Raw genomic sequence first — 26,912 nt, forward strand, 5'->3', positions numbered from 1 at the left:
ATCACATAAAAGTCTTTACTGTTATTTTTTATCGAATCCCATTTCGGTGATGAAATTATCAAGATTTCTCCAGTTCTCTTTCACCTTTACCCAAAGCTCAAGATAAACCTTTTCACCTAAAAATCTCTCAATATCCTGGCGTGACTGTCTTCCAATATCTTTCAGCTTCTCTCCGCCTTTTCCGATTATTATCCCCTTATGGCTCTGCTTTTCACAATATATTGCCGCCATAATATCATAAGTCCCGTTCTCTCTTTGGCTCATTTTTTCTATTTCAACAGCAATACCGTGCGGCACCTCTTTATTAAGCAGCCTTAAAGCCTTTTCACGGATAAACTCAGCAACTATCTGCCGCTCCGGCTGATCAGTTATAATATCATCCGGAAAGAATTTTGGGCCCTCGCTCAAATATCCCTCAAGGATTTTTAACAGCCTGTCCACATTTTCACCCTTTTGCGCTGATATGGGAATAATCTCATCAAAATTGTATATCGACTTCAGCTTGTCCATCAGCGGCAGCAAACTCAGCTTTTGAACAGAGTCAATCTTGTTGACAGCCAAAACAACAGGTACATTTGATTTTTTCAGCCCGTCAAGCGACTCCTTTTCAAGCTCAAGTTCCCTGTCGGAAATGTTGCAGTCCACAACATAGACCAGCACGTCAATATCCTGGGTCGCTGAGTATATATACTTCTCCATGCGCTGACCCAGCTTGTTGTGGGGTTTGTGTATACCAGGGGTATCAATCAGGACAATCTGACAGTCCTCCTCAGTGTGCACCCCTAAAATTTTTGTTCTCGTTGTCTGCGGCTTTTTAGAAACTATAGCCACCTTTTCTCCTATTATCCGATTAAGCAGAGTAGACTTCCCTGCGTTCGGCCTTCCGGTTATAGCGACAAATCCTGATTTCATAATTATTTCCTTTCAATATTAGTCTTAGGTACTATACAAAATATAAATACGATACTCAAAATTATATAAGCCACAGTAAAAATTAATTTAGGCATAGTAAACAGCTGCAGAAAAGTCCAGCTCAGCCTGTCAAGATCGTTAAATGACATCACCGCAACAGCCACCGCCGCTATTGCCGAAAGCAGAACAGCTCCAGCCGCCGCGTCTTTGGCGATTTTGGCAGTTTCCGATCTTTCAGGCGATAAAAAATCCACCGCCTTCTCAATCGAGGTGTTGACCGCCTCGGTTATAAACACGAGAGCAACCGTCAGCACCAAAACCGCAAGATGAACATTGTCAACGCCATACAGCCACGCAAAAACAAACACCGCCAAAGCGGCAGAGATATGTATACGGAAATTCCTCTCGTATATTATACACGCCCACAGTCCCGAAAAAGCGTAACCGAAACTCTTTATCAGTTTTTTCATCTCGTCAGCTCCATCTGCTCAAGTATCTCTCTCTGATAGTCAAACATTTCTTTCTCTTCTTCCTCTGTCATATGGTCAAACCCCAGCAAATGAAGCATAGAGTGAACAGTCAGGAACCCGACCTCTCTCTCAAACGAGTGACCATACTCCTCAGCCTGTTCTTCTGCGCGCTCCAGAGAAATAACAATATCGCCCAAACATATTTCTCCCATTTCATTCAGCTCAGCATAATCCTCGTTTATCTCCCCGGCTTCATTATACTCAAACATTGGGAAAGACAGGACGTCGGTCGTCCTGTCAATATTCCTGTGAAGTTTATTAAGGTCGCGTATACCGTCGTTGTCTGTCAGCATAACGCTTATCTCAACATCGGTTCTCAAATCAAAAAATTTTAGCGCCGCTTCCGCCGACCTTTTTATCAAATCTTTCAGCGGTTTTCCAACCTTTATCTTATCCTGTTGATTTAAAATTGCAACTTTCATAAGCAATGCCTCTTTTGTATATCAAATATTAATTCTGCGCGCGTCTCTCCCTGCTGTTTCTGTCACGTTTCTGTCTTAAAACCCTCTCGCGCTCCATAGTCTTTTTCTCATAAGCCTTAACTATCTTCTGCACCAGCGGATGACGAACGACATCCTTTTCAGACAAATACATAAACTCTATGCCCTCAATATTTTTGAGGACAATTTCCGCGTCTCTCAGTCCCGACTTTTTATCCCTCGGCAGATCAACCTGAGTAACGTCGCCCGTAACCACTATTTTAGAAGCAAATCCCATACGGGTCAGAAACATCTTCATCTGCTCCTGAGTGGTATTCTGCGCCTCGTCCAGGATTATAAAAGCGTCGTCAAGAGTTCTTCCTCTCATATACGCCAGCGGAGCAACCTCTATCTGCCCTCTCTCCAATATCTTATGAAACGCTTCAAAGCCGAACATTTCCCCCAAAGCGTCATACAGCGGTCTCAGATAAGGGTCAACCTTTTCCTGCATATCCCCGGGCAAAAATCCCAGGCTCTCCCCGGCTTCAATTGCCGGTCTCGTTAAAACTATTCTGTTGACTTCCTTATTTTTAAAAGCCGACACCGCCATTGCTACTGCCAGATAGGTTTTTCCCGTTCCTGCCGGCCCGATTCCAAACACAATAGGGTTTTTCTTTATCATCTCAACATACTGCTTCTGACCTAATGTTTTAGCCTTTAAAGGGGTACCGTTAGAGGTAATACAAATTACGTCTTTCCCCAAATCAGCCAGTTCCTCTTCTTTTCCGTCGTCAATCTGACCCATGACATAACGGACCTCCTGCTCCCCTATCGTTTCTCCCCGGGAAGCCACGGCCAAAAGCTGGTTTACAGCAGCCACTGCCTTTTCAACCTTATCCGGTTCTCCGCCTATTTTAATTTCAGAACCACGGTTGATTATAGCAACGTCAAGCTCCTTCTCTATTATCTTAACATTCTCGTCAAAACTGCCGAACAGATTTATAACGAGATCCATTTTTTCAACTTCTATATGTCTCTCCATTAAAAAACCTCTGTTTTTCTTTTGTATTTCAAAATCCTATGATTTTATCTGCCGCCGGAATTATCTTCCTCGGCTTTTATATCATAATCCAAATTGTCGTTTTTGTCAATCAGACTTTTATCAATTTCGCTCTCTTTTGCAATATTTTCTCTGCACTCATAGGTTACGGTCACAGACACCGCATCCCCGGAAATAATATTATGGTCTGTTTTTCTTGCAATTATCTCAGCGTCTTTGGGCACAGAGTTTTCAACTTCCTTTGTCATTTCCTTTCTGCCCGTCTCAACCGCCTCCTGTATAGTTCTTTGCTTTTCCACCTCTTTATATTCAAGAAATTTTTCAACAACACCTCCGAACTCAACATTATTCCCAAGCCAGCTTCCGCGATACACATATTCTTCCGCCTGTTCATCATAATTATCGTCCGGTCTCATCGACGGCGGATACAGCTCTATCTTATTTCCAAAAAGATTCAGACCAAATCTGACCTTTTCCTCGCCGCTGTATTCCTTTTCAATATAGTTGAGCTGGTATTCCTTGGTGGCAGTATACTCAGTTCTTGCATATACTTCGCCGTATGAATGAACCAACCTGAAGCCGCCGTATGCGCTGTCCATTATGCCGCTGACAAGAACGTCGCCCTCGCGCACTCCGTCGCCCTTTTTAACCATAGTCTGTCCCTGGCCTACCTCAAGTTTTTCTATAACCCCATCCTTTGAAGCGACCAGGTTGCATTTTTCCTCCGTCAGATGCGGCACGCTCTCAGTGTCTATCCTCTCGGTTATCTCAACATACACCCTGGAGCCTCGGACATTTACGCCCAGCCACGCTATTTCGTCATTGTTAATTATCATTTGGTTTCTTATAGTATCAGCGTTCAGTCCGCTTACGCGTTTTCCAAAACTCACCCCAACATCCCTAAGCTCGCTCAGAACCTGCTCTGTAGGTATCCTCTGATTTCCCTCCACATCAACACTCATTATATGGGTGGAGGTGAAATGCACAATAGCTATAAAAAGGATTAAAGCAAAAAATATTGGCCACCTGTTTCTGTATCTAATCAATAAAAAAGGCAGTCCCTGTCTCCTTTTAATCCGAACTTTTGAGTTTGTTATCCGCGCAATATCACGAACCTTATAAAAATCCTTTGTTGCCATTTTTGCCATAAACCCGCCGTTTTTTCGGCTTACATCCCAAATCAGAATATTCCTGTGGACGCATATGTTTATAAATCTCTCGGCAAAAACTCCGTTAATTGTAATAATAAGATAACCTTTTATGTAATTTAGTATTCGTATGAAAAGCATTTGAACCTCCCGGTAATATATAAAAATTCATCAGTCATAGTTTTTAGTTCTAAATTTTTTCCGGTTATGCTTACATTAACCGCCTTACATTTTATTCTGATAATATCCTCTCCATATTCTATTATGCCAACATAGTTTTCAATGGTAAGCTCTCTGTCTCCAACCATAGTCACGAGAGGAACGCCGAGCATGACGTTTTTGGAAATATCAATAGCGTCTGCAAGCTTTTCTTTAAGCGACGGTTGGTTATTCTGATTGTCTCTTTTCCTGCTAGGTTTGTTTTTTGACATTCTATCAGCCCTTTATTTGTTTTAATACATCATATGCAAATTTTGCGTGATAATGATATTTAAATTAAAATACCCCGCCAAAATAGGCGGGGCAAACTGATAAAAATATTAAACTCTGCTGTTTTTTATTAAATAATCTCAGCCGTACGTATGCTGACAAGATTTTCAAATAAATCAAACAAAAATTGACCACATTATGTCATATCGTCGCGCAGGGCGTCTATAATATTTTCCTTTTTTATCCTGCTGACTGCATACAGCATAGTAATAAAAATAACAAGGAACACTCCAAGCACGCTGATAACAAGACTGACCCACGGGAATATAAAACTCACCTCCGCTCCGCCGACAAATAAAAATTTATAAATCAGCCAGGAGATAAGCACCGCTGTCGGCACTCCGAATATCAGCGTTCTCATTCCATAAAATATACACTCAAAATTCATCATTTTATTGATTTCACGGTCCGACATACCCACAGAGCGAAGCATTGCAAGCTCCCTTCTCCGCAGCCTGATATTGGTGGAAATTGTGTTAAACACATTAGCTACCGCTATCAGTGAAATCATCAGTATAAATACATAAGTAAACAGATTGACAATAAAGATAATATTGCGGTTTTGTTCAAACATTTCATACACGTTATAAAGAGTATAATCAGATGAAATACCATAATTATTTATTATATTTTCCATCTCTGCAGCCGATTGAGACGGGCTGCTGGATAAAAATGTCAGTCCCATTTCTGTATGGGTGTCCTTGGTAACAAATCTCTCTTTCAGCTGATAAGGTGCAACCCCCATAAAAACGTATGGTTTAACCTCAGACGGCTTCTTTGGAAGAGTGTCAGTCGGAATTGTGTCTACAAACGTTATGTTTATGTTCTGTCCCTGCTCTGCCTGCGGCGCGTTATTGGTTTCGGGAATAATCTGAAAATTCATATCCCGGCTTTCAAACATATCAATCAGTTCGGTTTTACCTTCTTGCTCGGTGCTCTCTCTTTTAGCTTTGGCAACAGCAATCATTTTTGCGTTCTGACCTGTGTATTCCTCAGCCGGCAAGCCCAACCCCTCAATAAAGCTCAAATATACGCTGTCTTCAAGAAACTGAATATCCATAGGCATATCCATAGCTTCTCCGTCTCGGTCATGATCCGTTGATTCCAGATAAACATCCGAAAAATCACTTGGTTTTACTGAGCATGAATATGATGAAATTGCCTGATATGAGCTGTCGTAAACTCCGGGAACAGCCTTGAATTCGTCATAAAGCCTGAACATTTCTTCCTCGTCAATATCCTGTGAATAGAAACATAAATCATAGTCAGTTCCTACAACGGTGCTCTCCGCCGCATTTTTCAGATACATTCCAAAAGAGCTTGCCGCCACAAACAGCACCACGCTCAAAGTGAGCGACAACACAATACTTTTATAACGCTTCTTGTTTCTCTTAAAATTCTTTAATGCCAAAATGCCTTCCAAACCGAATAAACGCTCTGAGATTTTTGACGTTTTAACAGCTTTAGGTTCAACCTTGACATCATTTGTTTGGCGGATACACTCCATAACAGGAATACCTGCCGCCTTCCGCGCAGGAATATATGCCGAAATCAGAATAGTGACCAAACTTATCATAGCTGCGGCTATAAGCGCCGGAACCGAGATTGACAAATTCAAAGGCACATTGCTGTACAAAACATTGCCAAAATATTTTGCCGCAATAGAAAGCACCAGTTTTATACTGGGTATTCCGATAATAATACCAATCGGTATTCCCACAGCTCCAATGCAAAGCCCCTCAAACAGCACCGACTTCCTCAGCTGTTTTTCTGTGGCTCCCACAGACATAAGTATTCCGAACTGGCGTGTGCGGTCATTCAGTGAAATTGTGAATGAGTTATAAATCAGAAAAACCGAGCCCAGCATGATTAGGATTATCAAAATAATTCCGATTGAGTACAAGAGCGCGTTAAACAAATTATCATCCGAAAGGCCCATAAAACGCAGTACATCATCGTTAAAAATATAAGCCCCATTCCCGGCCGTGTCTCTTGCGTAACTATGAACCTGCCACGGATTTTTAAGAGTCACAAACACACTGAGACTGTCTGCCGTTGCTTCGGAGTCCGACGCTGTTATTAAGGTGTATCCCGGCGCGGAATATTCCTCAAATGCAGGCCTTGAACAGATTCCCACAACAGTGTAACTTCTCTCAGTTTCCGGCACAAATGTTTCCCCTGCTTTTCCCGTCTCTTCTTCCGGAATATAAGGGTCGTGCTGACCGAGTCTCTCCTCCCGGTCTATGAATCTTTTATCGGCAAGCGAATGCTCCGCCTTGACCGAAAGCTTAACTTTGCCGTCTGTTTCGGCATTTTTACCAAGTTCCCCGTTATTCTGCACTCGGCTCCCGATATTAAGCGTAACAGTATCTCCTACCGAGAACTTCACCCCGCCGTTTTCGTCAAGATGCTGCGGAATAAGAATCTCTCCGCTGTTTTCAGGAAGTCTGCCTGAAAGCAGTTTTATAGGCAAATTATCAAAAGAGCTTTCATTAAATCCTGCTATAAAAATGTATGGCTTGTTTGGATTTTTTCCGCCGTCAAGTTTGGCGAAACCTATATTTTCAATTGATGCAGAATTTAAAACCTTATCATCAATTGTCCGTTCCTCAGCGAACGAAGGCGGAACGTCCAAAAAACCGACATGCCAGCTTCCGTATTTCTGAATTGCCCCGTTGACCATATAATTTTGGAGTGAAACGGCAAAGGTGGCAACCGCCGTTATCATTGCGGCTGACAGTATGACACCGATAATTGTTACTATGGTACGGGTACGGCTTTTCTTCATACTTTGCAGAGTGACCTTGTTGAAAATATTCATGACCGCACCACCCTCTCGTCTCTCACTACCCGGCCGTCTGATATGCCGATAATGCGGTCCGCCTGCAGGGCAATACTTTCATCATGAGTTACGATTATAAGGGTCTGCCTGTATCTTTTTTGACTCAGCTTCAGTAGTTTTATAATTTCATGACCGTTATGACTGTCCAAGCTGCCTGTCGGCTCGTCAGCAAGCATAACCGCCGGCGCGTTCATTAAAGCCCTGCCGATAGAAACACGCTGCTGCTGTCCGCCTGAAAGCTGATTGGGCAAATGCGTTCTGCGCTCCTGAAGACCAAGCAGGCCGAGCAAATCATTCAAACGCTCCTCGTTAACCTTCCGCTTGTCCATAAGTATAGGCAGTGTGATGTTCTCAACCACATTCAAAGTTGGAATCAGATTATGAAACTGATAAATCAACCCTACCTGCCGTCTGCGGAAAATGGCGAGCTTTTCATTGCTTCCGGCATATACATCCTGTCCGTTCAGATACACCTTTCCGCTGGTAGGCACGTCCACGCCGCCGATAATATGAAGCAAAGTGGACTTTCCGGAGCCGGAAGAACCAATAATCGCAGTGAACTCACCCTTTTCGATTGTGAGTGAAACATGGTCGAGCGCGGTGACCTTATTTTCACCCTTGCCATAAACTTTGCATAAATCTTCAACTTTTAAGAACTCCATTATGTGAGCCTCCTTTTTCTTAGTCTACCCATATAATAGAACCTTCAGCTTACATCTCTGTGACTTTTAGGTGAGAGATTTGTCACTTTGGGAAACGAATAGTAAACACCGCCCCGCCCTGAGGATGATTTTTTGCACTGACTGTTCCGCCCTGCCGCACTATAATCATTTTGCACAGAGCCAGTCCTATACCATAACCGGAGGCGTTTTCACTGTTTCCCCGATAAAACCTGTCAAACAAATGCGGCAAGTCTTCTTTTTTAAAACCTGCTCCGCTGTCATGAATGGAAATCTCAGTAAATAACGGATTGTCAGTGCAGCTAATTTCTATCTTCCCATTATCACCCACACTTTCAATACAGTTTTTAAGTATATTTTGTACCGCCTCAGAAAGCCAGCTTAAATCCCCTATAATTTTTATGCCGTCCGGTACGTCTGACTTTAAATCAATATTGTGAAGCTCCATAGAAATCAGAAACGGATGGACCGCAGATTTTATCAGACTGCTCACGTTTACCTGTATGCTTTGAAAAACCACAATTCCTGCGTCAAGGCGTGATAATTTCAGCAGAGTTGTCAAAAGCCAGTCCATCTGCACAAATAATTCTTCTGTTTCTCTCATCAAATTTTTTCGCTCATTTTCATCGGGAGCATTCTCCAGCAATGACAGAATTAAGTTAGCAGACGTGAGAGGGGTGCGGAGCTGGTGGGCTATATCTGCCAATGAATCCGCCAAATGTTCCTTTTCCTTTCTCAAAGCGCTGTTCTGTTCACGAATGCGCATAGTCATCTTTGTTATCTCACTCTGCAGTATTGAAAGTTCTCCCTCCTCAGATTCGCTGATATAGATTTGGTCGGCATTGTGAAGCACAAGGTCAATTTGGTCTGAAATCTGCGCAATACTCTCATATCTCGATTTGGTAAAGATAAAAAATGCCGTGCCAAAAGCGGCGGCGGAAATGATAGAAATAATTCCTGCCGCCGTATTGAATACAAAACTAAACGTTACGGAAACCGCAGCTATAATCAGAAATAGAAATGAAAACCTCTTAAACTCCCTATTTCGAAACATATCCGTCCCCCAATCTGTAACCGGTTCCGCGTACAGTAAGAATAATCTGCGGATTTGCAGGGTCGTTCTCTATCTTCTCACGCAGGCGTTTAATATAAACAGTCAGCGTGTTGTCATTGACAAACTCACCTGCCGCGTCCCAAAGTTCGTCAAGCAGTCTGCCCCTTGTGATAATACTTTTGGGATTATTTATAAACACCAACAGTAAACGGTATTCCAAAGCTGAAAGAAAAATCTCGCTGCCGTCTTTTTTAACAACGCCGCTTGCAGTATCAACATTAAGTCCGCAGATTTCAAACGCAGGCCCAGAACGGCCGCTTTTTCGCAGCGCGGTTTTGATTCTGGCTATAAGCTCACGGGGTCTGAAAGGTTTGGTGATATAGTCGTCCGCTCCCATATTAAGCCCTGTAACAACGCTGGCCTCATCCCCCGAAGCCGTCAGAAAGATAACAGGAATATCCTGAGTTTCTTTAATTTCCGTGCAAACCGTGAACCCATTTCCGTCAGGCAGTGAAATATCGACCAGCGCCAAATCAAACCTATTCACGCTGACCAAATCAATAGCCTCGCTTTGTGTTGGGGCGTGAGTAACCGTATACCCCTCTGAGCGGAGCAGAAGCATAAGATTTTTAGCAATAGCCTTATCATCCTCAACTAAAAATATCCGTTTCATATATTAAAATCCCCTTTACCGCACTTTCTGTTATATACGATCTCTGCCGGAATATTCTCCGGATTTCATTTACCAAACCATCATCTCCTGGTTTTCGTTTTGTTTCGCAATAAAAAGCGCCTATTATGTAATGCTTTATTTTAAAACCAGCATATATAAAATATTATTTACGTTTCTACACACAGCACACATAAATAAAATATTACGTCAGAGAAAATAAGACGTTTTATGTATTTATTATTTCTACAATAGTATCACAGACTACTGTACGCATTGATGCTTTACCGGCATCAACCTTAATTAAAATATATCACATATCTTTCACGCAATATGCTGTCATATAAAAAAAACATTTCACTGCAATAGAACAAGACGTCTTATCTATTACTCTATCACCATGAATCAATCCTTAAATTATATGATTCTATTATATTTCTTTTAAACGTAATTTACAAGCCTAAATATAAAATAAAAAACGCGGCGGCGTGAATAGTTTTACACGCCGCCGCAAACATTTTTCGTTTATATTAATTAGTGTTAAGCAGTTAAGAACGTTTTTGTCCTATATACTTTAATTCTCAGTACCTCATCAATATTATAAAACAAATAACACATACCTTTTCAAGCCTTACCTTATAAACATCCGCAATAAAATCCAAGAAAAAATACTGAATAAGATATAACAAACCAGACAAAAAATTATAGGTGTTTTTTGGTGAACATCGGTAGGGCATGACCACACTTTTTTATATTTTTATAATAGAATAATTGTATATTTATAATCTAATATGCTGTGTATATAGTGAACTGCTGGAGGTGTGACCCCACCTGTATAAGACTAACTATTAAAAGTCAATAGAAAAATAAAAAAAGTTAAAATCTTTTCGGTCAAATAAGGAAACTAGAAAATTGTATGTCAAATAAAGCAATAGTAAATTGCTTAAAAAAATAATATTAAAAATACAGTATTACATAAACTCAAACGGCTTGGTAACTCTGACCCGTTTTCTGTAAATGATAGATTACTCTCACTAGCTTTTTTACTGCATGAGATATTGCAACATTGTAATGTTTTCCCTCAGTTCGCTTTTTTGCTAGATAATTCTTGAAGGTTTCATCCCAATGACATACATATTTTGCTGCATTGTATAATGCGTACCGAAGGTAACGCGATCCTCGTTTCTCCATGTGTGAATAGCTATTGGTTATTTGTCCTGACTGATACGTTGATGGTGACATTCCTGAATACGCAAGTATTTTATCAGGAGATGAAAACTTACTGAAATCACCTATTTCTGCTACTATCATAGCTCCCATTGTGTAACTGATACCCGGGATAGACAGAATAGGCGTGTTTATGTTATCCATAATATGCTTGATTTCTGCTTCTATCTCCTCAATTTCTGCTGTAAGTTCTTGTATTAGCTTTATGGTATGCTTTAGCTCAAGAGATTTTGCTGGCATGTCTGAACCGATTGAGTTTTTTGCGGCTTCCCTAAAACCAATTGCAGTATCTTTGCCATATCTGCCTCTAGATGCAGTATGCAGCAGGTTTGTAAGCTTCGTTAAGTGGGCTTCTGCAATATGATGGGCTGACGGGAACTCTGAAAGCATAGTATAGACAGATTTTATATGCAGCGAAGGAACAAGTTTTTCAAGTTCCGGGAAAAGTATGTTCACAAGCCGGGAAACAGTGGTTTTGAGTTTTGCTCTTTCAGAAACTTTATAAAATCTGTATCTGGTTAGTGACTTTAATTCTTCGTTGTGATATAATATATCTGAGTAGGACTTTAAGTCTACATTAGACATTAACATCATAGCGATTGTATGGGCATCAATTTTATCCGTTTTAGTCTTTCTGAGGCTGAGAGACTTTCTGAAGAGATTGGTATTTAATGGATTGATAACAAAGGTAGTCAAACCTTTATCAAGAAGATAACCCAAAAGATTGTATGAGTAATGTCCTGTAGCTTCAAGCCCTACTTTTACTTTGTTAAAATCTTTTGAAACAGATTCAATTCTTTGATAAAGAGAATTAAAACCTTCTATAGTGTTCTGAATAGTAAAAGCATTAAATAAAACCTCGCCGTCAGAATTGCAAATGAAGCAGTCGTGCTTGTCCTTTGCAACATCGATACCAACAAAAATCATACTAAAAACTCCTTTGAAAAATATTTGATACTGTTTTTAGACCACAGATACTCTTTACGATTGTAACCTCGTTCTAAATAAACCGTCGTGCGGTATCTAACTAATTAACAAATGTATAAAGAGACTGTGGTTAGAGCCTTCAAGAAACCATCAAGTGGTAGGTGGGTGTAACTAATCCACAGTATCTAATAACATTATAGCACATGCCCTTAAAATCGAACAATATTAACTACTACTTTATTATACGAGGTGGGTGTGATGCAAAGTAACTTGTTTTGATAAACCTTCAATGTCAATTGTGGCTACACTTTTATTTAAAAGTGTAGCCACAGCCCTCTGAAGCTTGCAAAACCACTTTATTATAAAATTTTTTTAGAATCAATATTCCAAAAAACAGTGTTTTTAGTGAACGTCGGTAGGGTGTGCTTGCGCACACCTCGTTAGGTGAGCCGCCATCTCACGCGTAGCGTGAATTACTTATGGCAGATTGTCATAATCCTTTTTATTATTAAATTTCCCATGACTGCGCGCCTAACGAGGCAAACAACGTTTGCCCTCCGAAGCTTGCAAAACCACTTTATTTATAAAAATTTTTTAAAATCAATATTCCAAAAAACAGTGTTTTTAGTGAACGTCGGTAGGGTGTGCTTGCGCACACCTCGTTAGGTGAGCCGCCATCTCACGCGTAGCGTGAATTACTTATGGCAGATTGTCATAATCCTTTTTATTATTAAATTTCCCATGACTGCGCGCCTAACGAGGCAAACAACGTTTGCCCTCCGAAGCTTGCAAAACCACTTTATTTATAAAAATTTTTTAAAATCAATATTCCAAAAAACAGTGTTTTTAGTGAACGTCGGTAGGTGTGACCCCACCTGTGAATATGGGTGTGATGCAAAGTGACTTGTTTTATCAAACCTTCAATGTCAATTGTGGCTACACTTTTAAATAAAAGTGTATGTTATATAAACCGTATAATGTGATATAAACTATAAATGCCAATAATTAACTTAGTTGTTATATAATAATCAAACTTAGTTGTGATGTATTGTGCGCAAGCACACCGCGTTAGGTGAACTTTCATCTCACGCGGAGCGTGAACATATATACAAACAATTTGTCATGATCCTATTAAATAATAAACTTTTCAGCGACTGCACACGTCACGCAGCATACTTCATACGCACACCCAACCGATGTTTGCTAAACAACGCTCTTATATTTTCTGCCTAGTTTTCTTTTGACACTACATAACTTCCGTATCATAACAAATCTAAGATAATCCCCTAACATATTCAAGCATAATATTATAAACTCTGTTAAGTAATAATAAATTCATTTTAAAATATTCAACTTAAAGAATATTCACTTACATAAATATTAATCCCTAAATCAATTCTGCTTTCTGACAATTGTGTATTCGTCACCGGGACGATAAAACGGACATTCATTATAATTTCCGCTGATAAATTTCGCCATATCGTCCTCATCCAAATTTGCTAAACAAACATATGACTCATAATCCTCATCATACTCATAGTTAACGCATTCATCACATTTTGAAGCCATAAAAATTTCACTCCTCTTTCTTTAGTTTAAGCCCGAAGTATCATAAATCTTTCTGTCAGTTTTGAAACAACAGCACGTCCGGCTATTCCTCCGATACATGAAGCCGCCAGGCACACAGTCATTGAGACCATATATGGCAGACTGCTGAAACTTCCAAGCATCAAAGCGGCTGTTATATAAAACACTGTTGAAAAAATTCTTGATATAACTATCATAAACACCCTGTTTAAATATTCAAACCCCGAAATATCCCTGACAAATACTCTGACAGTATCAGGAACCAAAAATATAAGCATGGTAAACAGATTCATAAAAATCCCGGCTCTGAACATTTTAGAAAACTGCGTCAGCGAAGCGCTTACAGAAGAAACGCTGTCGCCTACGCTGAAACGCACAGCATTGTTTACAGACTTAACCGCTCCGCCGAAAAAGCCCTCGCTGTTTATGTATCCGGTAATATCCCAAACAGATTTAAAAAGTTCAGTTCTAGCAAACTGCGAACAAAGAATATGAGCAACATATGAAAGCCCAAAGACCTTAGCTCCTGTTCTGACAGCGGAAAACAAAGCCTTTTTCTTATTTCTGCCGTTTCTGCTATACTCAAGAATAAAAGCAGCCAAAGCGCTTATTCCAAACGCAAACGAGCAATATATTATCCCGGTTGCGCAGTCATAAAGCAGAGACTGAGCAGTAAAAGGCTTGCACAGATTCATAGCGTCAGCATAAGTCAAATCACTTTTCCTCACGTAATTCCCTGCTTCATTAACATCTGTCACCCCGGGAACTTTACCCTGAGAAATCTTTGCTCTAAACGCCTCCACAGCGTCGTCATACATATCTTTAGGCACCTCAACCGGCATCGGACTGCCGTCACTGTTCAAATATCGGTACAGACCGCCGTTTTCTTTGTCGAAACACGCCTGAACGCATCCCTTGCCGGAATTATAAAACTTGGTTTGCAGAGCAGCTCCGTCAACCATTCTGTCAGGTCCGTTCTTTATATTCGTACGTCCTACCACCTCGGCGCTTCTGCCGCTGAATTTGTCTATCACAGTCAAAGCTTCCTCCGCCATCAGCCCGTGACCAGTAGTGGAGTTGACGGCTGAATAGTTGGCAGGAACCACCGCCTTTTCTGCGGAAATCACATTACATCCGCTGACAGCGCCGATATATACGGATCGTTCATTTTTATCCGCCATTTTGCTTACCTCAAAATTCCATAATAATCTCTCTTGGTAAGCATGATACCATATATAAAATATTATGTCAATCCTTGCAGAAAAAGGCAGAAGCCACCGCCAGTACCGCCATAGAAAGCAGGCACCAGAGTGCTGAACCTGCCATAAGACAAGCATACTGCAAAACAGAGTCAAGCGGACAAGTGCTGTTAAACGCCGCCGGTACTATCCAGCCCTCACTCATGGCAAAAGCTGACGCAGCACTGCCGGAACCAATTATCTGCTGGAGCCACCCGGTCAGCTTTAACACCAGCATCACAACATATGTTAAAATAAACGCTACTCCGCCATGTATCAGCTTGCCAACTGCATATGACTTTGGAGATATATCCGCAGAAGATATAATAGACGACACCTGCAAAAACACTGATAAGCCCGACATGGCCAGGAACATAGAAATTAATGAAAACTTCAAAACCGGTTCTATTCCCATAGAAGACATGCCATTTATACCGCCGGTTATCTCCAGCAATGAATTGATAAAAGGACTGCCTATAAACTCAGGAATAGTCTTTTCCACCACAGCAAAAAAGACCACAAAACCGCAAACGTTCAAAATAGTTATAACGCTTTTTGACACTGCATCACCGAAAAACTCTATCAGTTTTTTAGGTTTTTTGTCCGGCGACATATCAACTATCAGCGGATTTATCAGATTATTTTCAATATTCTTTTTTGATGAAATTTTCGCATATATAATTCCGGCTGATATTGCCGCCGTGATATGTATTATATAAAGCACTCCGCCCAAAGCGACGCTGGAATTCATAGCAAACCCAACCGTTCCTATTATAAAAAGCGGACCGGAGTTATTGCAGAAACTCAACAGCCTTTCAGCCTCAGGTTTTGTTATCTTTCCAGTCTTATAAAGTTCAACAGCACAGCTAGCACCCACAGGATAGCCGCTCACCACACCTAAAATTACCGCCACAGCTCCTGCTCCGCTGACCTTAAAAAGCGGTCTCATCACTCCGCTCAAAAACCTGCTTCCAAATTCGCCTAATCCAAACGCTATAAGCAGTGAACTGCATACAAAAAATGGAAACAGTGTGGGTATCACAGCAGTGACGCATAACTTCAGCGCTCCGCTCACCGCTGTTATACAAGCATCGGGAAACATAACCAAACAAAATGTCACATAGCACAGAATCAAGACGACAACCGCTTTAAACCATTTCATTTAAACCCCACCAGCTCTGATTAAATTTATTCAATATTAAATATATGTTGGAATTATGTGCTTATGTCTATCGTATTTCATTAGACATTTGAAAAGTTAAAAGAAACCCAAACAGAAAAACTGTATATAAAAATATTTATAGAAAATATTTCTATAAATATATTACATAAATATGGTTTTGCAAGCTTCGGCAGGGCTGTGACTGTGACCCCACCAGAATGGTGGTGTCACACCTCCCGATATTCACTATAAACACCGTATTAGATAATAAATATATAATTATTCTATAATAAATCATATAAAAATGTGGTTTCGCAAGCTTCGGCAGGTGTGACTCCACCTGAAAAGGTGGATGTTATACAAAATCACTTGTTTTGATTAACCTACAATGTCAATAATTTGAATACTCAATGCAAACGTAGTTTGCCTCGTAAGGCGCGCAGTCATGGAAAATTAGTAATAAAAAGGATTATGATACTCTGCCATAAGTAATTCACGCTTCGCGTGAGATGACAGCTCACCTAACGCGGCGCATAAATGCGCAATACATCACAACTAAGTAATTTATTGACATTGTCGTCTAACCAAAACAAGTCACTTTGTATCACACCCACCCCTTAGGTGGGGTCACACCTGCCGCAGTTCACCATATACACCGTATATTAGATATTAAATATATAATTATTCTATGATAAATTATATAAAAATTTTATTTATTTTGCTTGATACTAATATTCCCCCCAGATTTATTGTACTTTTTCAATTTAAATAATTGCAGCAAAATTTTAAATCATTATTGATTTATTGTCTTCCGTATGTTATATTAAATAGAAGTTTATAGGAAATATAACCAAATTTATATAAGGAGTGTTATCAATGAGATATGTAATCGGTGTAGACATCGGCACAAGCGGAACTAAAACCGTTTTATTTGATGAAAAAGGAAACGCTGTATCCAGCTTTTTGGTGGAGTATCCTCTTTATCAACCCAAAATCGGCTGGGCGGAACAAGACCCCGAGGACTGGTGGAACGCTACATATACAAGTATAAACAATGTTATAAAACAATCGGGCGTTAACCCTGCAGATATAAAAGGAATAGGTCTTTCCGGACAGATGCACGGACTTGTTATGCTTGACAAAGACGGAAACGTTCTGAGAAAATCAATTATTTGGTGCGACCAAAGAACCACAGCAGAAGCAGACGAGCTGACAGAGAAAGTCGGAAAGGAACGTCTCGTAGAAATCACCGGCAATCCGGCACTGACAGGATTCACTGCTGCTAAGATACTTTGGGTGCAAAAGAATGAGCCTGAACTCTATGCCAAAACTGCAAAAATTTTACTTCCTAAGGACTATATACGCTATAAGCTCACCGGCGAATACGCTACTGAAGTATCAGACGCCAGCGGTATGCAGCTTATGGATATCAAAAACCGCTGTTGGTCCGACGAAGTTTTGGAAAAACTCAATATAGAAAAAAATCTGCTTGGAAAAATGTATGAATCATGCGAGGTAACAGGCAAAGTTCATCAGGAAGCGGCAAAACTCACCGGACTTAACGAGGGAACTATCGTTGTCGGCGGCGCCGGAGACCAGGCTGCCGGAGCTGTAGGAAACGGAATTGTTAAAACAGGTATTGTTTCCTCCACTATAGGAACATCCGGAGTTGTTTTTGCGCATATGGACAATATTCAAATTGATAAAGAAGGCAGAGTGCACACTCTATGCCATGCAGTGCCCGGAAAGTGGCATGTTATGGGAGTAACCCAGGGCGCCGGTTTATCGCTAAAATGGTACAGGGATAATTTCTGCCATGCTGAAATGGACGCAGCGGACGGCATGGGGGTTGATCCATACTATCTAATGGATAAGCAGGCAGAAAAAATCGCGCCGGGCTGTGAAGGACTTATATACCTTCCGTATTTGATGGGTGAAAGAAGCCCTCACAATGACCCAAATGCAAAAGGCGTATTTTTTGGGCTTTCAGCAAAGCACACAAAATATGATATGCTCAGAGCTGTCATGGAAGGCGTATCATACAGCCTGAATGACTGCATGTCTGTTATAAAAGAAATGGGCATAGATGCGTCTGAAGTACGTGCCTCAGGCGGCGGCGGAAAAAGCAAATTATGGAGACAAATGCAGGCTGACATGTTCGGCTGTGATATCAACACAATAAATGTGTCAGAAGGTCCGGCTTTGGGAGTTGCTCTTTTAGCAGCAGTAGGAGCCGGGATTTACAGTAGCGTTCCGGAAGCATGCGAAGCCGCAATCAGCGTTAAAGATACAATGAAACCGATTCAGGAAAATGTTGAGACCTACAAAAACTACTTCCCTGTCTACCAAAACATTTATAAGTCATTAAAACCGCAGTTTTCAGCTGCAGCAGATTTAAACAAATAATTCTGAAATAAAAAATGGCTGCCAAACTGGCAGCCGTTTTTTATGGTACAAACTACATTGAAAAGTTTACCCAGGACTGCGCGCCTAACGCGGTCTTTGTGCGACCTACCTAAGTAATCTTAAATTACCGGTTACGTTTGCGCAGTTCTATTATTTCCTGCTCTTCTGCAGAATGGTTATCTTTTTCGTGAAAAGAGCCGCTAGCTGCTGACTGCTTCAGCCATTTGTCCAGCAATGAGGTGGCTATATCATATTCACGGCAAATATCACATTTTCGTTTTCCATTATGGTATAGCTGAACTAACTATTGTTTGAATTCATCCGTATAGGATCGGAGCTTTCTTCTTTCAATCATCGTAGTTTCTTCTTTTATATTTTCTATTTTACATGACCTTAACTTTTTTGTTTCCTATCCATTATATTCAAATATGTCATTTAATATCTGTAACGATTTACTCCTAATCAGAAACAAATTTCTATTAAACAAATCTACACTCTGTCTTTCTTAATCCACAGTTTTTTTTTATAACATTTCTCGCTTATCAATTTAATCTATTGAACAGAACTTACATCATATTGCATATATTCCTCTCCGTCCAATGTCTTCCAGCGAAACACTCCGTCCTCAAAAATCATATAAGAAGTCTTACTGTTTTCTTTGGGTATAGATACGGAACCGGGATTCATATAAATATATCCGCCTTTATCCACACACTTTGGTACATGTGTATGACCGCAGAGCAAAAACTCTCCCTTTTTTAAATACGGCGGATTATCCTCTCCGAAATGGTGCCCATGAGCGGCATAAATTGTTGTTCCATCCACAGAAAGCAAAGCATACTCCGCCATTATTGGAAAATTTAAAACCATTTGGTCGACTTCGGTGTCACAATTTCCCCGAACGCACAGCAAATTTTCTGACACGCCGTTAAGCATAGCGATAACGAGTTTTGGGTCATAACCTTTAGGAAGGTCATTTCTGGGGCCATGGTATAGAATATCTCCCAGGAGCAAAAGCCTATCGGCTTCCTCTCTGTCAAAGGCTTTCAGGAGCTTACTGCAATAATATTCAGAACCATGAATATCGCTGGCTATCATTAGTTTCATATATATCAAACCTTTCTGTTTTTATATTTTAAAATAATCTTTAAAACATTTTAGCACAAAGGGTTTAAAAATACAAGAATTAAAGTGCTAACGATTAATTTTTAGTCAACAGCTTTAGTCATCAGCTAAAAACACAATGTTTTAACGAACTTCGGTAGGGCGGCAGAGCCGCCGCGTTAGGTGAGTTATCATCGCACGCTTGCGTGCATATACTATTTTACTGTTTTACTATTTTATATTAACTTTTATTTTTTGCATATACCGCGACTGCGCGCCTTACGCAGCGTACTTCGTACGCACATCACAACTAAGTCTGATTATTGACATTGTAGGTATATCAATACAAGTCAATTTGTATTACACACACTTTAAAAAAGTGTGGTCACAGCTCTACCGATGCTTGCAATAAACCTAAAATATTTATATCTAATTTTTGTTCATAGGTATATTAGGATTGTATTCAAATAAGTCGCTTGGTTTACACTTTAGTATTTGACACATTGCATCTATGTTGCTGTATTTTATGGATTTTGTCTCGTTATTCACCATCTTACTAAAGTTTTGATAACTCATGCCTAATTGCTTATACAACCAATATTTTGTATGTCCGCAATTTGTAAATTTTAAACTATTTAGGTTCAAAGAAATAAATCAACTTTCCTATGCAATAAAAATGGTTGTTTTAACGAACTTCGGTAGGCTTGCGATAGCAAGCTCGTTAGGTGAGTTATCATCGCACGCTTGCGTGCATATACTATTTTACTTTTTTATATTAACTTTTATTTTTAATATATACCGCGACTGCGCGCCTTACGCGGCAGATTTCATCTGCAATGAGTATACATATTAATGACATTGTAGGTACAGCAAAATAAGTTAATACGTATAACACACACCTTTCAGGTGTGGTCACACCTACCGAAGCTTGCCGCATCATTGGCTATTTATTTTTTAACTTGTTAATAAAACCTATAATCAACAATATACTGCTCTCGTCAAGTCCGTTTAATTCTTTTATTGCTTTTTGCATTAATATTGGATATTCCATTTCTTCATCAAAAAACTCCTTCGGTGTTAATCCAAAATATTCGCAGATATATACAAATTCTTTTATAGACGGTAAAGTATAACCGGAGGTTATTTTATTTATATATCCCTCACAATGCCATAATTCAAAACTTAATTGCCGCTCAGATAAATTTTTCTCTATTCGCAACTTGGTTATTCTATCTCTTAAAAATTTTTCATAATCCTTATTTCCCTCATACATGGCAATACCTCAAAACTATTTTATATTTTTGTCTCACATAATCATAATACAAAAATATAATCAATATATAGACTATTACATTAGATAACCTATAAGTCTATACATTCGGAATTTTCATCTGTAATCCAAATAAAACTGTACAGTTTTAAGGATTATAAAAAATATAAAACTTCTATAACAAAAAATTTATTTATTATAAAAAATCACAGCATAAAAAAATGACCCGATATATCGGGTCATTTTTATTATAACTAACTATTTCGTATAGTGAACCGGAGTCCAATCCCCAACATAATCCTCAACGGTTGGAATTTTTTCTGCCACTCCGTTTGGATTATCAGTGCCAACTGTCAAATCAGTTGTCTCACCTGCATTGTGAACATAGTTTATGAACACTCTAGATAAACTTAATTCACCGCCCATGGTAGCCCAGCTGCCAGGTTTTTCCACTCCGTCAAGAGTCGTGTTATTAAAGAACATTGCTGAATTCGCTCCGCCCCAGTTTCTTCCAAAATCACCTTTTGCAAATTTCATACCAGGCATACTATTCTTCTTAATAGTACAATTATTAAAGAAATATCCCGGATCCGTTACTGATGATGTCTTAGAAGCCGCAATATGACCTCCGCTCTCAACATCTGAATATCCATACCAAACAAGGTCGCAGTTATCAAACGCCACACTGTTTCCGCCGAATATATAATCTGTGTTTCCATAGATTTCACATTCTTTGAAATATCCTGTGGAGCCTGTATACAAAGTATCCTGACTTGATACTATTTTACAACGGTAGAATTCCGAGTTCATGCCCTCAGTAGCTACCGCTGCAGCTCTTTCGGTTGAATTCTTGGTGGTAACGTCAACGCCGGCTTTTCTCTCAAACATCTTTTCATTCATCTCAACACCGTCTGCCAATTCTTCTTCTGTTACATACTGGTTGAACGTGTTCTCAAAATCAATGTTCTCAGCCAGGAATCCTGAACCCTTATCTGTTATATAAAGGGTTGGACCCCACTTTGAAGCTACACCCTTAGAAATCTTTGCCGCAGCATAGTCAGCATTATAGAATCCGCCGTTTAATGAATAATAAACATATCCTATACCGTAATAACTTGTGATAATCGGTCTGTTTGATTCGTCAGCGCTCTTTAAAGTAATATTGCTTTGGTCGATAATAACCTGACCTTTATATGTTCCCGGGTCAATTACTATTGTAACCGGTTTGTCGCCTTTATCAGCCATCATGCGAACTGCAGAAACCGCTTCATTAACGGTTTTATACTCCTTGTCTGCACCTACGTATAATGTATCTGTATACGGAACATCCACGTCGTTCTTTATTAAAAGAACATTTTTACTTGGATTCTCTTCACCGCCCGGAAGCTCATAAGAAGTTGATAAGTTTGATATTGTATATCCTGACGGACCTTCCACTACTGTTACATCATAAACTTCGTTTGTTAATAGTTTTGCGGCAAATGTACCGTCGCTATTTACAGTAACTTCGTCATAAGGCGCTGCTTCGCCCTGTTTTGTGAACGCAATCTTAACAGCGTCAAAACCTGTGTATACTTCGTTCTGATTTCTCATATCATCAGAAAATGTTGTATAAAGTGTACCTGTAACCTCAACGTCTTCTATCTTAACAAATTTAATATCGTGAGACTGTTCATATCTGTTTTTGTTCACGGTAACTGTGTTTGTTAACGTTGTTGGACAAACGCTGTCTACTCCCTGAACAGATATACTATAGGTTTCGCCCTTTGTTAATGTTGCCTCATATGCTTCCGCATAATCAACTGTCACAACATCAGTGTTGTCATTAACATTTGTGAAAACTATTTTAGCAGCGCTCAGGTCAAGACCTGTGCTGTTTGTTACATTACCGGTAATTGTTTTATCAGGCGTCTCGTCGTAATATTCTATAAAGACAGCATATACGTTTTTATTTGAGCCGCCGCCGTAAGTGTAAACCGGTGACAAATCGTCTTTGCTAACATCAGCTGTAACGGTTGAAACTCCCTTATCACATACTGCCGAGCCTATAACATTACCGCTCTGCGAAATATACTGTGTTCTTCCTTCACCGCCGTTTCCGTCAAATACGACTGTTACCGTACAAGATGTTTCAGGAGTAATTTTAACATATCTGTTTGTTTGGTTTCCCGAGCCGGCTTTTAAAGATTTAGTAAAGTTATATTCCACTCCGTTAGTGTGTGTATACTTAACATTCTTGTTTCTTTCAAACACCTGATTAGGACCAACCTCTGCTACTCCTGCAGCAACGGCTTCCGCACCGTTATTTGCAGAATAAGCTTCTAACGCCTGACTTACTTCAGGGTCGTCAACTCTCCAAATAATATCATTAGGAAGGTTAGGATTAGGTGTAGCAGTTGAAACTGAAGGGCTTGCAGATGGCTCCGCAGGGGTCGCTGTCGGCTCTGACGGAGTCGCATATACAACGCTTACTGTTACATCCTGATCAGGCATAACAAACGATGCGTTAGAAACTGTGATATTGCTTCCGTCTTTTCCTGTAACTGTTATATTAGCCACATCGCCTGCATTATTTGGTTTTGTGTTAACAATTACTGTTGCACCGGTTAAAAATTCATACTCGTTCGGCTGTAATGTCGGAGCTGCTGTAGGATCTGCTGTTGGAGCCTCTGTTGGCGCAGCTGTTGCGCTTGGCTCTGCTGTCGGTGCTTCTGTTGGTGCAGCTGTCGCGCTCGGTTCTGCTGTCGGAACAGTTCCTGCTGTAGCTGTCGGCTCTGCCGGAGTGTCACCATCAGGTGTTACCGCAACTCTAACATAGTTGAACGGAATAGGCGAATAAATATATACGTCTGTACCTGCCGCAATAGCTCCTGCCGTTGTGCCTGATATTGTATTTTTTCCATCCTCTTCTGTGCTGGTTAATACTTCTTCATCTTCACCGTCTGCTCCGGCTTTTACATATACGCCTCCGTTTCCGTCAGCTCTCATTGTAAACGCTTCAACTGTAACTTTTCCTGTAACAGGCATTACAATTCTGATTGCTCTGTACGATGCGTCGCCGTCAGCAAATCCGCTTCCGCGCATTACTATATCATTGTTTAAACCAATCTTTATTGTATTCGATGAATCTGCAAATACCGTTAAACCTTCGTTGCTGAATATTTCGCCTACTGTTATTTCACTTCCTGTATTATTTTCAAATGTCCATTCATGAACACCATCTATAACATTCTTTACTATATTAGCAGAATATTCAGAATCTTCTGCCAGTACAGCTTCGCTGTCTGCTGTAACAGCTTTTGAAGTTTCTAATGTTCCTGTTCCGCCTTCTACATTCAAAACTGCTTTATGGCTAACAGGTTCAGGTTTTGGCGTTGCTGTCGCAGCAGCTTCACCGAATTGTGCATTTACTATTGTGTCTGACGCAGGCATTTCAAAGGTGTAATAACCCGGATTTCCTGATACTTCTGTAACTGTCGTCTCAGGAGATGTAAACACCTTTATACTTTCTGCTGCAAATTCTGCAACCGCTTTAACCGTTACTTTATCTCCTGCCTTTAATCCATCAAGACTGTCAACCAAATCTTCTGTTTCTGCAGCTGAAACTTCTGCTGCCGCTGCTGATGCTAACGGTTCATATGAATATCCATACAGTGTGCCTGTTGTTCCTCTAGCCCACAGCAAATATTCACTGCCTGCACTCAAATCAAAGGTCTGTGTTCCAAATGCGTAGGTCTTTTCATCATTTATTTCAGGCATTTCCATAACGCCGCTTACCTGGCTATATGAACCGTTATCGTTCTGTGAAAGCTTAATATCCTTACCATCGCCTGCGCTCATAACGTCAGGATCGCCGTTTGTTACCTGTCTTCTATAATAGATTGTAAACTTTCCGTCTTTTTTAGGCGCTATTATCAGCGCAGTGCTTCCGCTTTGCTCCTGTAAAGGATCTGAAGGATTTGCCGCCAAACGGACTTGCATATTATGAGTAAACGGTTTTCCGCCTATCATTTTGGTAGCGGGCTCGTTATTTTCAGTATATTCAACTATTGTTGTTCCAAAAGTTCCGGTAACACTGATATTATCATCATTGGTATATACCGAACCTGCCGCAGACGGCGTATCAACTTTAACTGCAAAATCTGTTGCTCCTGTCACAGGGGTTTCAGGCGTTGCTGTAGCCGGCGCGTCTGTTGGCTCTGTTGGTTCCACTGTAGGTTTAGAAGGTTCTACTGTTGGTTTTGAAGGCTCTGCCTGTTTAACTATCTTCAAAGTACCGCCTGTAATACCCTCAGCTACTTTTACTGAATATGTAACGTCCGGATTCTGAGTTGGCATTGCTGTAGGTACAGCTTCGCTTGTTGCCGTCGGTACAGGTGCAGTTGTAGCTGTTGGTACAGGCAAAGCTGTAGCTGTCGGCACAGGTGCAGCCGTTGCCGATGGTACAGGTGCAGCTGTTGCCGTTGGTTTAGACGGATCAGCTGTCGGAGCCGGCGAACCTGTTACTGCCGGAGTTGAAGTCGGCTTAGTCGACTCAATATATCCGGCATAGAAGCTCATTGCTTTTGTTATCTTTGTAGTGTCAAAATTAAACGGAGAAATAGTATCCGCCTTATCTGCCTGTTCCTTTGACATATACCAGCCTACGAATTCTTTGCCGTCCATTGTCGGATCAGCCGGTCTCTTGGCTGACGACAGATATGTATTTTTTGTTACTGAAACTGACTTATATAATGAAGATCCGTTATAGAACTTTACAGTTACTGTGCTTGTCGGCGAGCCGTTACTGCCGCTTCCGCTTCCGCCGTTGCCGCCTATAATTGTGTTATTCGGCTTTGTTTCATCGTTAGGATTCACAACATTATCAGTATTTGATTTAACATTTGCATTTGCGGATAAATTAACTACATTTCCCGAAATCTGTGAACCTGTAATTGTAACGTCTCCGCTTGCCTGACCGGACACTACAACACCTTTAGCAACAATACCGCTCAAAGTGACTCCGCCGGTCTTTATAATTATCAATCCGCCTACATACTCAGGGCCATATGTTCCTGCCTCTGTTATATACAGCTTTATCATATTGTCTATTATCTTTACAAACTCGGCTCTTGATATATAGTCTTTAGGACGGATTGTACCGTCTTCATAACCGCCTATATAACCTGATGATGTCATAACGCCAACATAACCGGTTGCAAAATCAGAAATATTTTGATAGTCTGCATATTGAGTTATTCCGGCATTTGAGTTCTGCACCTGAAGTCCAAACGCACGAGCCAGCATAGTCATAGCTTCTTCACGCGTCATATAATTATTCGGAGACATTGTTCCGTCACCGTTTCCTGTCAGAACGCCTGCCTCAACCAATCTGAGTATTGCATCTGAATACCAGTCGCTTGCCGCAACATCCGTAAATGTGTTTGTTGCCTTATTTACGTATCCTATTAAATTCTGGGTTACCTGTGCAACTTCACCACGGGTAATCGCATCGTCCGGTCTGAAATATCCGCCGTCGCCTTGTATTACGCCGTTATCTGACCACTTATTAATATAACTCTCCGCCCAGTGTCCCTGTGTATCCTGGTACTCAGCAGCCGATACGACAGTGGCCATTCCAAGCGTGGTCATAATCATAGCAATAACTAGTATTGCTGATATTCCGCTTCTTAACTTTCTCATGTTCTCTCATACCTCCCATAAATATTTTTTATTTTAGAAAAATAAGATATACAACTTGTAGTTATTGTAACATCTTTTGGTGGCAAAGTCAATATTTTATAGCAAATCACTTATAAAACATCTATAAACATACATAAATTATAAAATTCAACAAAATTTGTTATTTGATTACTTTTAAACTTAGTTTAGCTATATAAAAATCAAAAACAAAAAACTGCGGCTTATGAATCAGCCGAATATTTCTGTTTTACATTAAATATAAAAGCCAGTTATATAATATTTTATTTATATAATAGTGAAATTTCATCTTATAATGAATCACAAAAAAAATCATTGTTTTCGCTTATCACTCATTTTTATTTCAGAAGTTTTCAACACAAAGCTTTATAATATCGGCGGGAATTGGATGAAATTTGTTTAGTTTAATCCGCTTAATACAGACTAAACCGTCAATAAAGTCCGTATTAATGCTTATCTGACGTAATATACTCATATAAACCGAACA

Annotated in this window: 19 protein-coding genes and 1 pseudogene; 1 reads left to right on the forward strand and 19 read right to left on the reverse strand. The window is 40.1% G+C overall.

All coding sequences use genetic code 11. The features are described 5' to 3' along the window. Positions 1-21: 21 nt before the first annotated feature. The 14 genes from era to B9O19_RS04170 form a co-directional block, all read right to left on the reverse strand. Positions 22-915 carry a GTPase Era gene (gene era / locus B9O19_RS04110; RefSeq protein ID WP_102365230.1) on the reverse strand — a complete coding sequence of 298 codons (894 nt, stop codon included), beginning with the start codon at positions 913-915 and terminating at the stop codon, positions 22-24. Continuing rightward, positions 915-1,382, reverse strand: coding sequence for a diacylglycerol kinase (locus B9O19_RS04115; protein WP_102365231.1), 468 nt, complete (start codon positions 1,380-1,382; stop codon positions 915-917). The genes era and B9O19_RS04115 overlap by 1 nt, the downstream gene beginning before the upstream one ends. Further along, entirely contained in the window at positions 1,379-1,864 is a 486-nt protein-coding gene (ybeY, locus tag B9O19_RS04120) for an rRNA maturation RNase YbeY (protein ID WP_102365232.1), read from the reverse strand. The genes B9O19_RS04115 and ybeY overlap by 4 nt, the downstream gene beginning before the upstream one ends. Before the next feature lie 28 nt (positions 1,865-1,892). Beyond that, entirely contained in the window at positions 1,893-2,903 is a 1,011-nt protein-coding gene (locus tag B9O19_RS04125; RefSeq protein ID WP_102365233.1) for a PhoH family protein, read from the reverse strand. A 44-nt stretch (positions 2,904-2,947) separates the two neighbouring features. Beyond that, positions 2,948-4,210 carry a sporulation protein YqfD gene (yqfD, locus tag B9O19_RS04130; RefSeq protein WP_102365234.1) on the reverse strand — a complete coding sequence of 421 codons (1,263 nt, stop codon included), beginning with the start codon at positions 4,208-4,210 and terminating at the stop codon, positions 2,948-2,950. After that, positions 4,189-4,500 (reverse strand): YabP/YqfC family sporulation protein, encoded by a 312-nt coding sequence (locus B9O19_RS04135; protein WP_102365235.1) that lies wholly within the window; start codon positions 4,498-4,500, stop codon positions 4,189-4,191. The genes yqfD and B9O19_RS04135 overlap by 22 nt, the downstream gene beginning before the upstream one ends. Before the next feature lie 194 nt (positions 4,501-4,694). After that, positions 4,695-7,379, reverse strand: a complete 2,685-nt coding sequence (locus B9O19_RS04140; protein WP_102365236.1) for an ABC transporter permease — start codon at positions 7,377-7,379, stop codon at positions 4,695-4,697. Further along, positions 7,376-8,062, reverse strand: a complete 687-nt coding sequence (locus B9O19_RS04145; RefSeq protein WP_102365237.1) for an ABC transporter ATP-binding protein — start codon at positions 8,060-8,062, stop codon at positions 7,376-7,378. Before B9O19_RS04145 ends, B9O19_RS04140 begins: the two co-directional genes overlap by 4 nt. Before the next feature lie 82 nt (positions 8,063-8,144). Further along, entirely contained in the window at positions 8,145-9,134 is a 990-nt protein-coding gene (locus B9O19_RS04150) for a sensor histidine kinase (RefSeq protein WP_102365238.1), read from the reverse strand. Continuing rightward, the gene (locus B9O19_RS04155; RefSeq protein WP_102365239.1) at positions 9,121-9,807 is read right to left on the reverse strand and encodes a response regulator transcription factor; all 687 of its coding nucleotides are present in this window, start codon (positions 9,805-9,807) and stop codon (positions 9,121-9,123) included. The genes B9O19_RS04150 and B9O19_RS04155 overlap by 14 nt, the downstream gene beginning before the upstream one ends. Positions 9,808-10,785: 978 nt before the next feature. Beyond that, on the reverse strand, positions 10,786-11,958 hold the full coding sequence (locus tag B9O19_RS04160) for an IS110 family RNA-guided transposase (protein WP_102365211.1): 1,173 nt from the start codon (positions 11,956-11,958) through the stop codon (positions 10,786-10,788). 1,392 nt (positions 11,959-13,350) lie between these two features. Then, a complete protein-coding gene (locus B9O19_RS11810) occupies positions 13,351-13,527 on the reverse strand; it encodes a DUF6472 family protein (protein ID WP_169925264.1) in 177 nt (58 codons plus the stop codon). Between the two features lie 26 nt (positions 13,528-13,553). Next, on the reverse strand, positions 13,554-14,726 hold the full coding sequence (locus B9O19_RS04165; protein ID WP_102365240.1) for a hypothetical protein: 1,173 nt from the start codon (positions 14,724-14,726) through the stop codon (positions 13,554-13,556). Between the two features lie 67 nt (positions 14,727-14,793). After that, the gene (locus tag B9O19_RS04170; protein WP_102365241.1) at positions 14,794-15,945 is read right to left on the reverse strand and encodes a nucleoside recognition domain-containing protein; all 1,152 of its coding nucleotides are present in this window, start codon (positions 15,943-15,945) and stop codon (positions 14,794-14,796) included. Between the two features lie 876 nt (positions 15,946-16,821). On the opposite strand from B9O19_RS04170, the gene xylB reads away from it, so the two are divergent. Then, positions 16,822-18,351 (forward strand): xylulokinase, encoded by a 1,530-nt coding sequence (gene xylB / locus B9O19_RS04175; protein ID WP_102365242.1) that lies wholly within the window; start codon positions 16,822-16,824, stop codon positions 18,349-18,351. Positions 18,352-18,478: 127 nt separating this feature from the next. Here xylB and B9O19_RS11995 read toward each other — a convergent pair. The 5 genes and pseudogenes from B9O19_RS11995 to B9O19_RS04200 all read right to left on the reverse strand — a co-directional run. Beyond that, positions 18,479-18,706 (reverse strand): annotated as a pseudogene (locus B9O19_RS11995) (transposase); the annotation flags it as partial. 197 nt (positions 18,707-18,903) lie between these two features. Next, positions 18,904-19,458, reverse strand: coding sequence for a phosphodiesterase (yfcE, locus tag B9O19_RS04185; protein WP_102365244.1), 555 nt, complete (start codon positions 19,456-19,458; stop codon positions 18,904-18,906). A 426-nt stretch (positions 19,459-19,884) separates the two neighbouring features. Continuing rightward, positions 19,885-20,100, reverse strand: a complete 216-nt coding sequence (locus B9O19_RS12230; protein WP_306560466.1) for a helix-turn-helix domain-containing protein — start codon at positions 20,098-20,100, stop codon at positions 19,885-19,887. Positions 20,101-20,398: 298 nt separating this feature from the next. Then, the gene (locus B9O19_RS04195) at positions 20,399-20,728 is read right to left on the reverse strand and encodes a helix-turn-helix domain-containing protein (RefSeq protein ID WP_102365245.1); all 330 of its coding nucleotides are present in this window, start codon (positions 20,726-20,728) and stop codon (positions 20,399-20,401) included. A gap of 255 nt (positions 20,729-20,983) precedes the next feature. Next, positions 20,984-26,407: a pectinesterase family protein gene (locus tag B9O19_RS04200; protein ID WP_102365246.1), complete on the reverse strand. Its 5,424-nt coding sequence runs from the start codon at positions 26,405-26,407 to the stop codon at positions 20,984-20,986. Positions 26,408-26,912: the final 505 nt, after the last annotated feature.

Source organism: Monoglobus pectinilyticus (genome assembly GCF_002874775.1).
GTDB lineage: Bacteria > Bacillota > Clostridia > Monoglobales > Monoglobaceae > Monoglobus > Monoglobus pectinilyticus.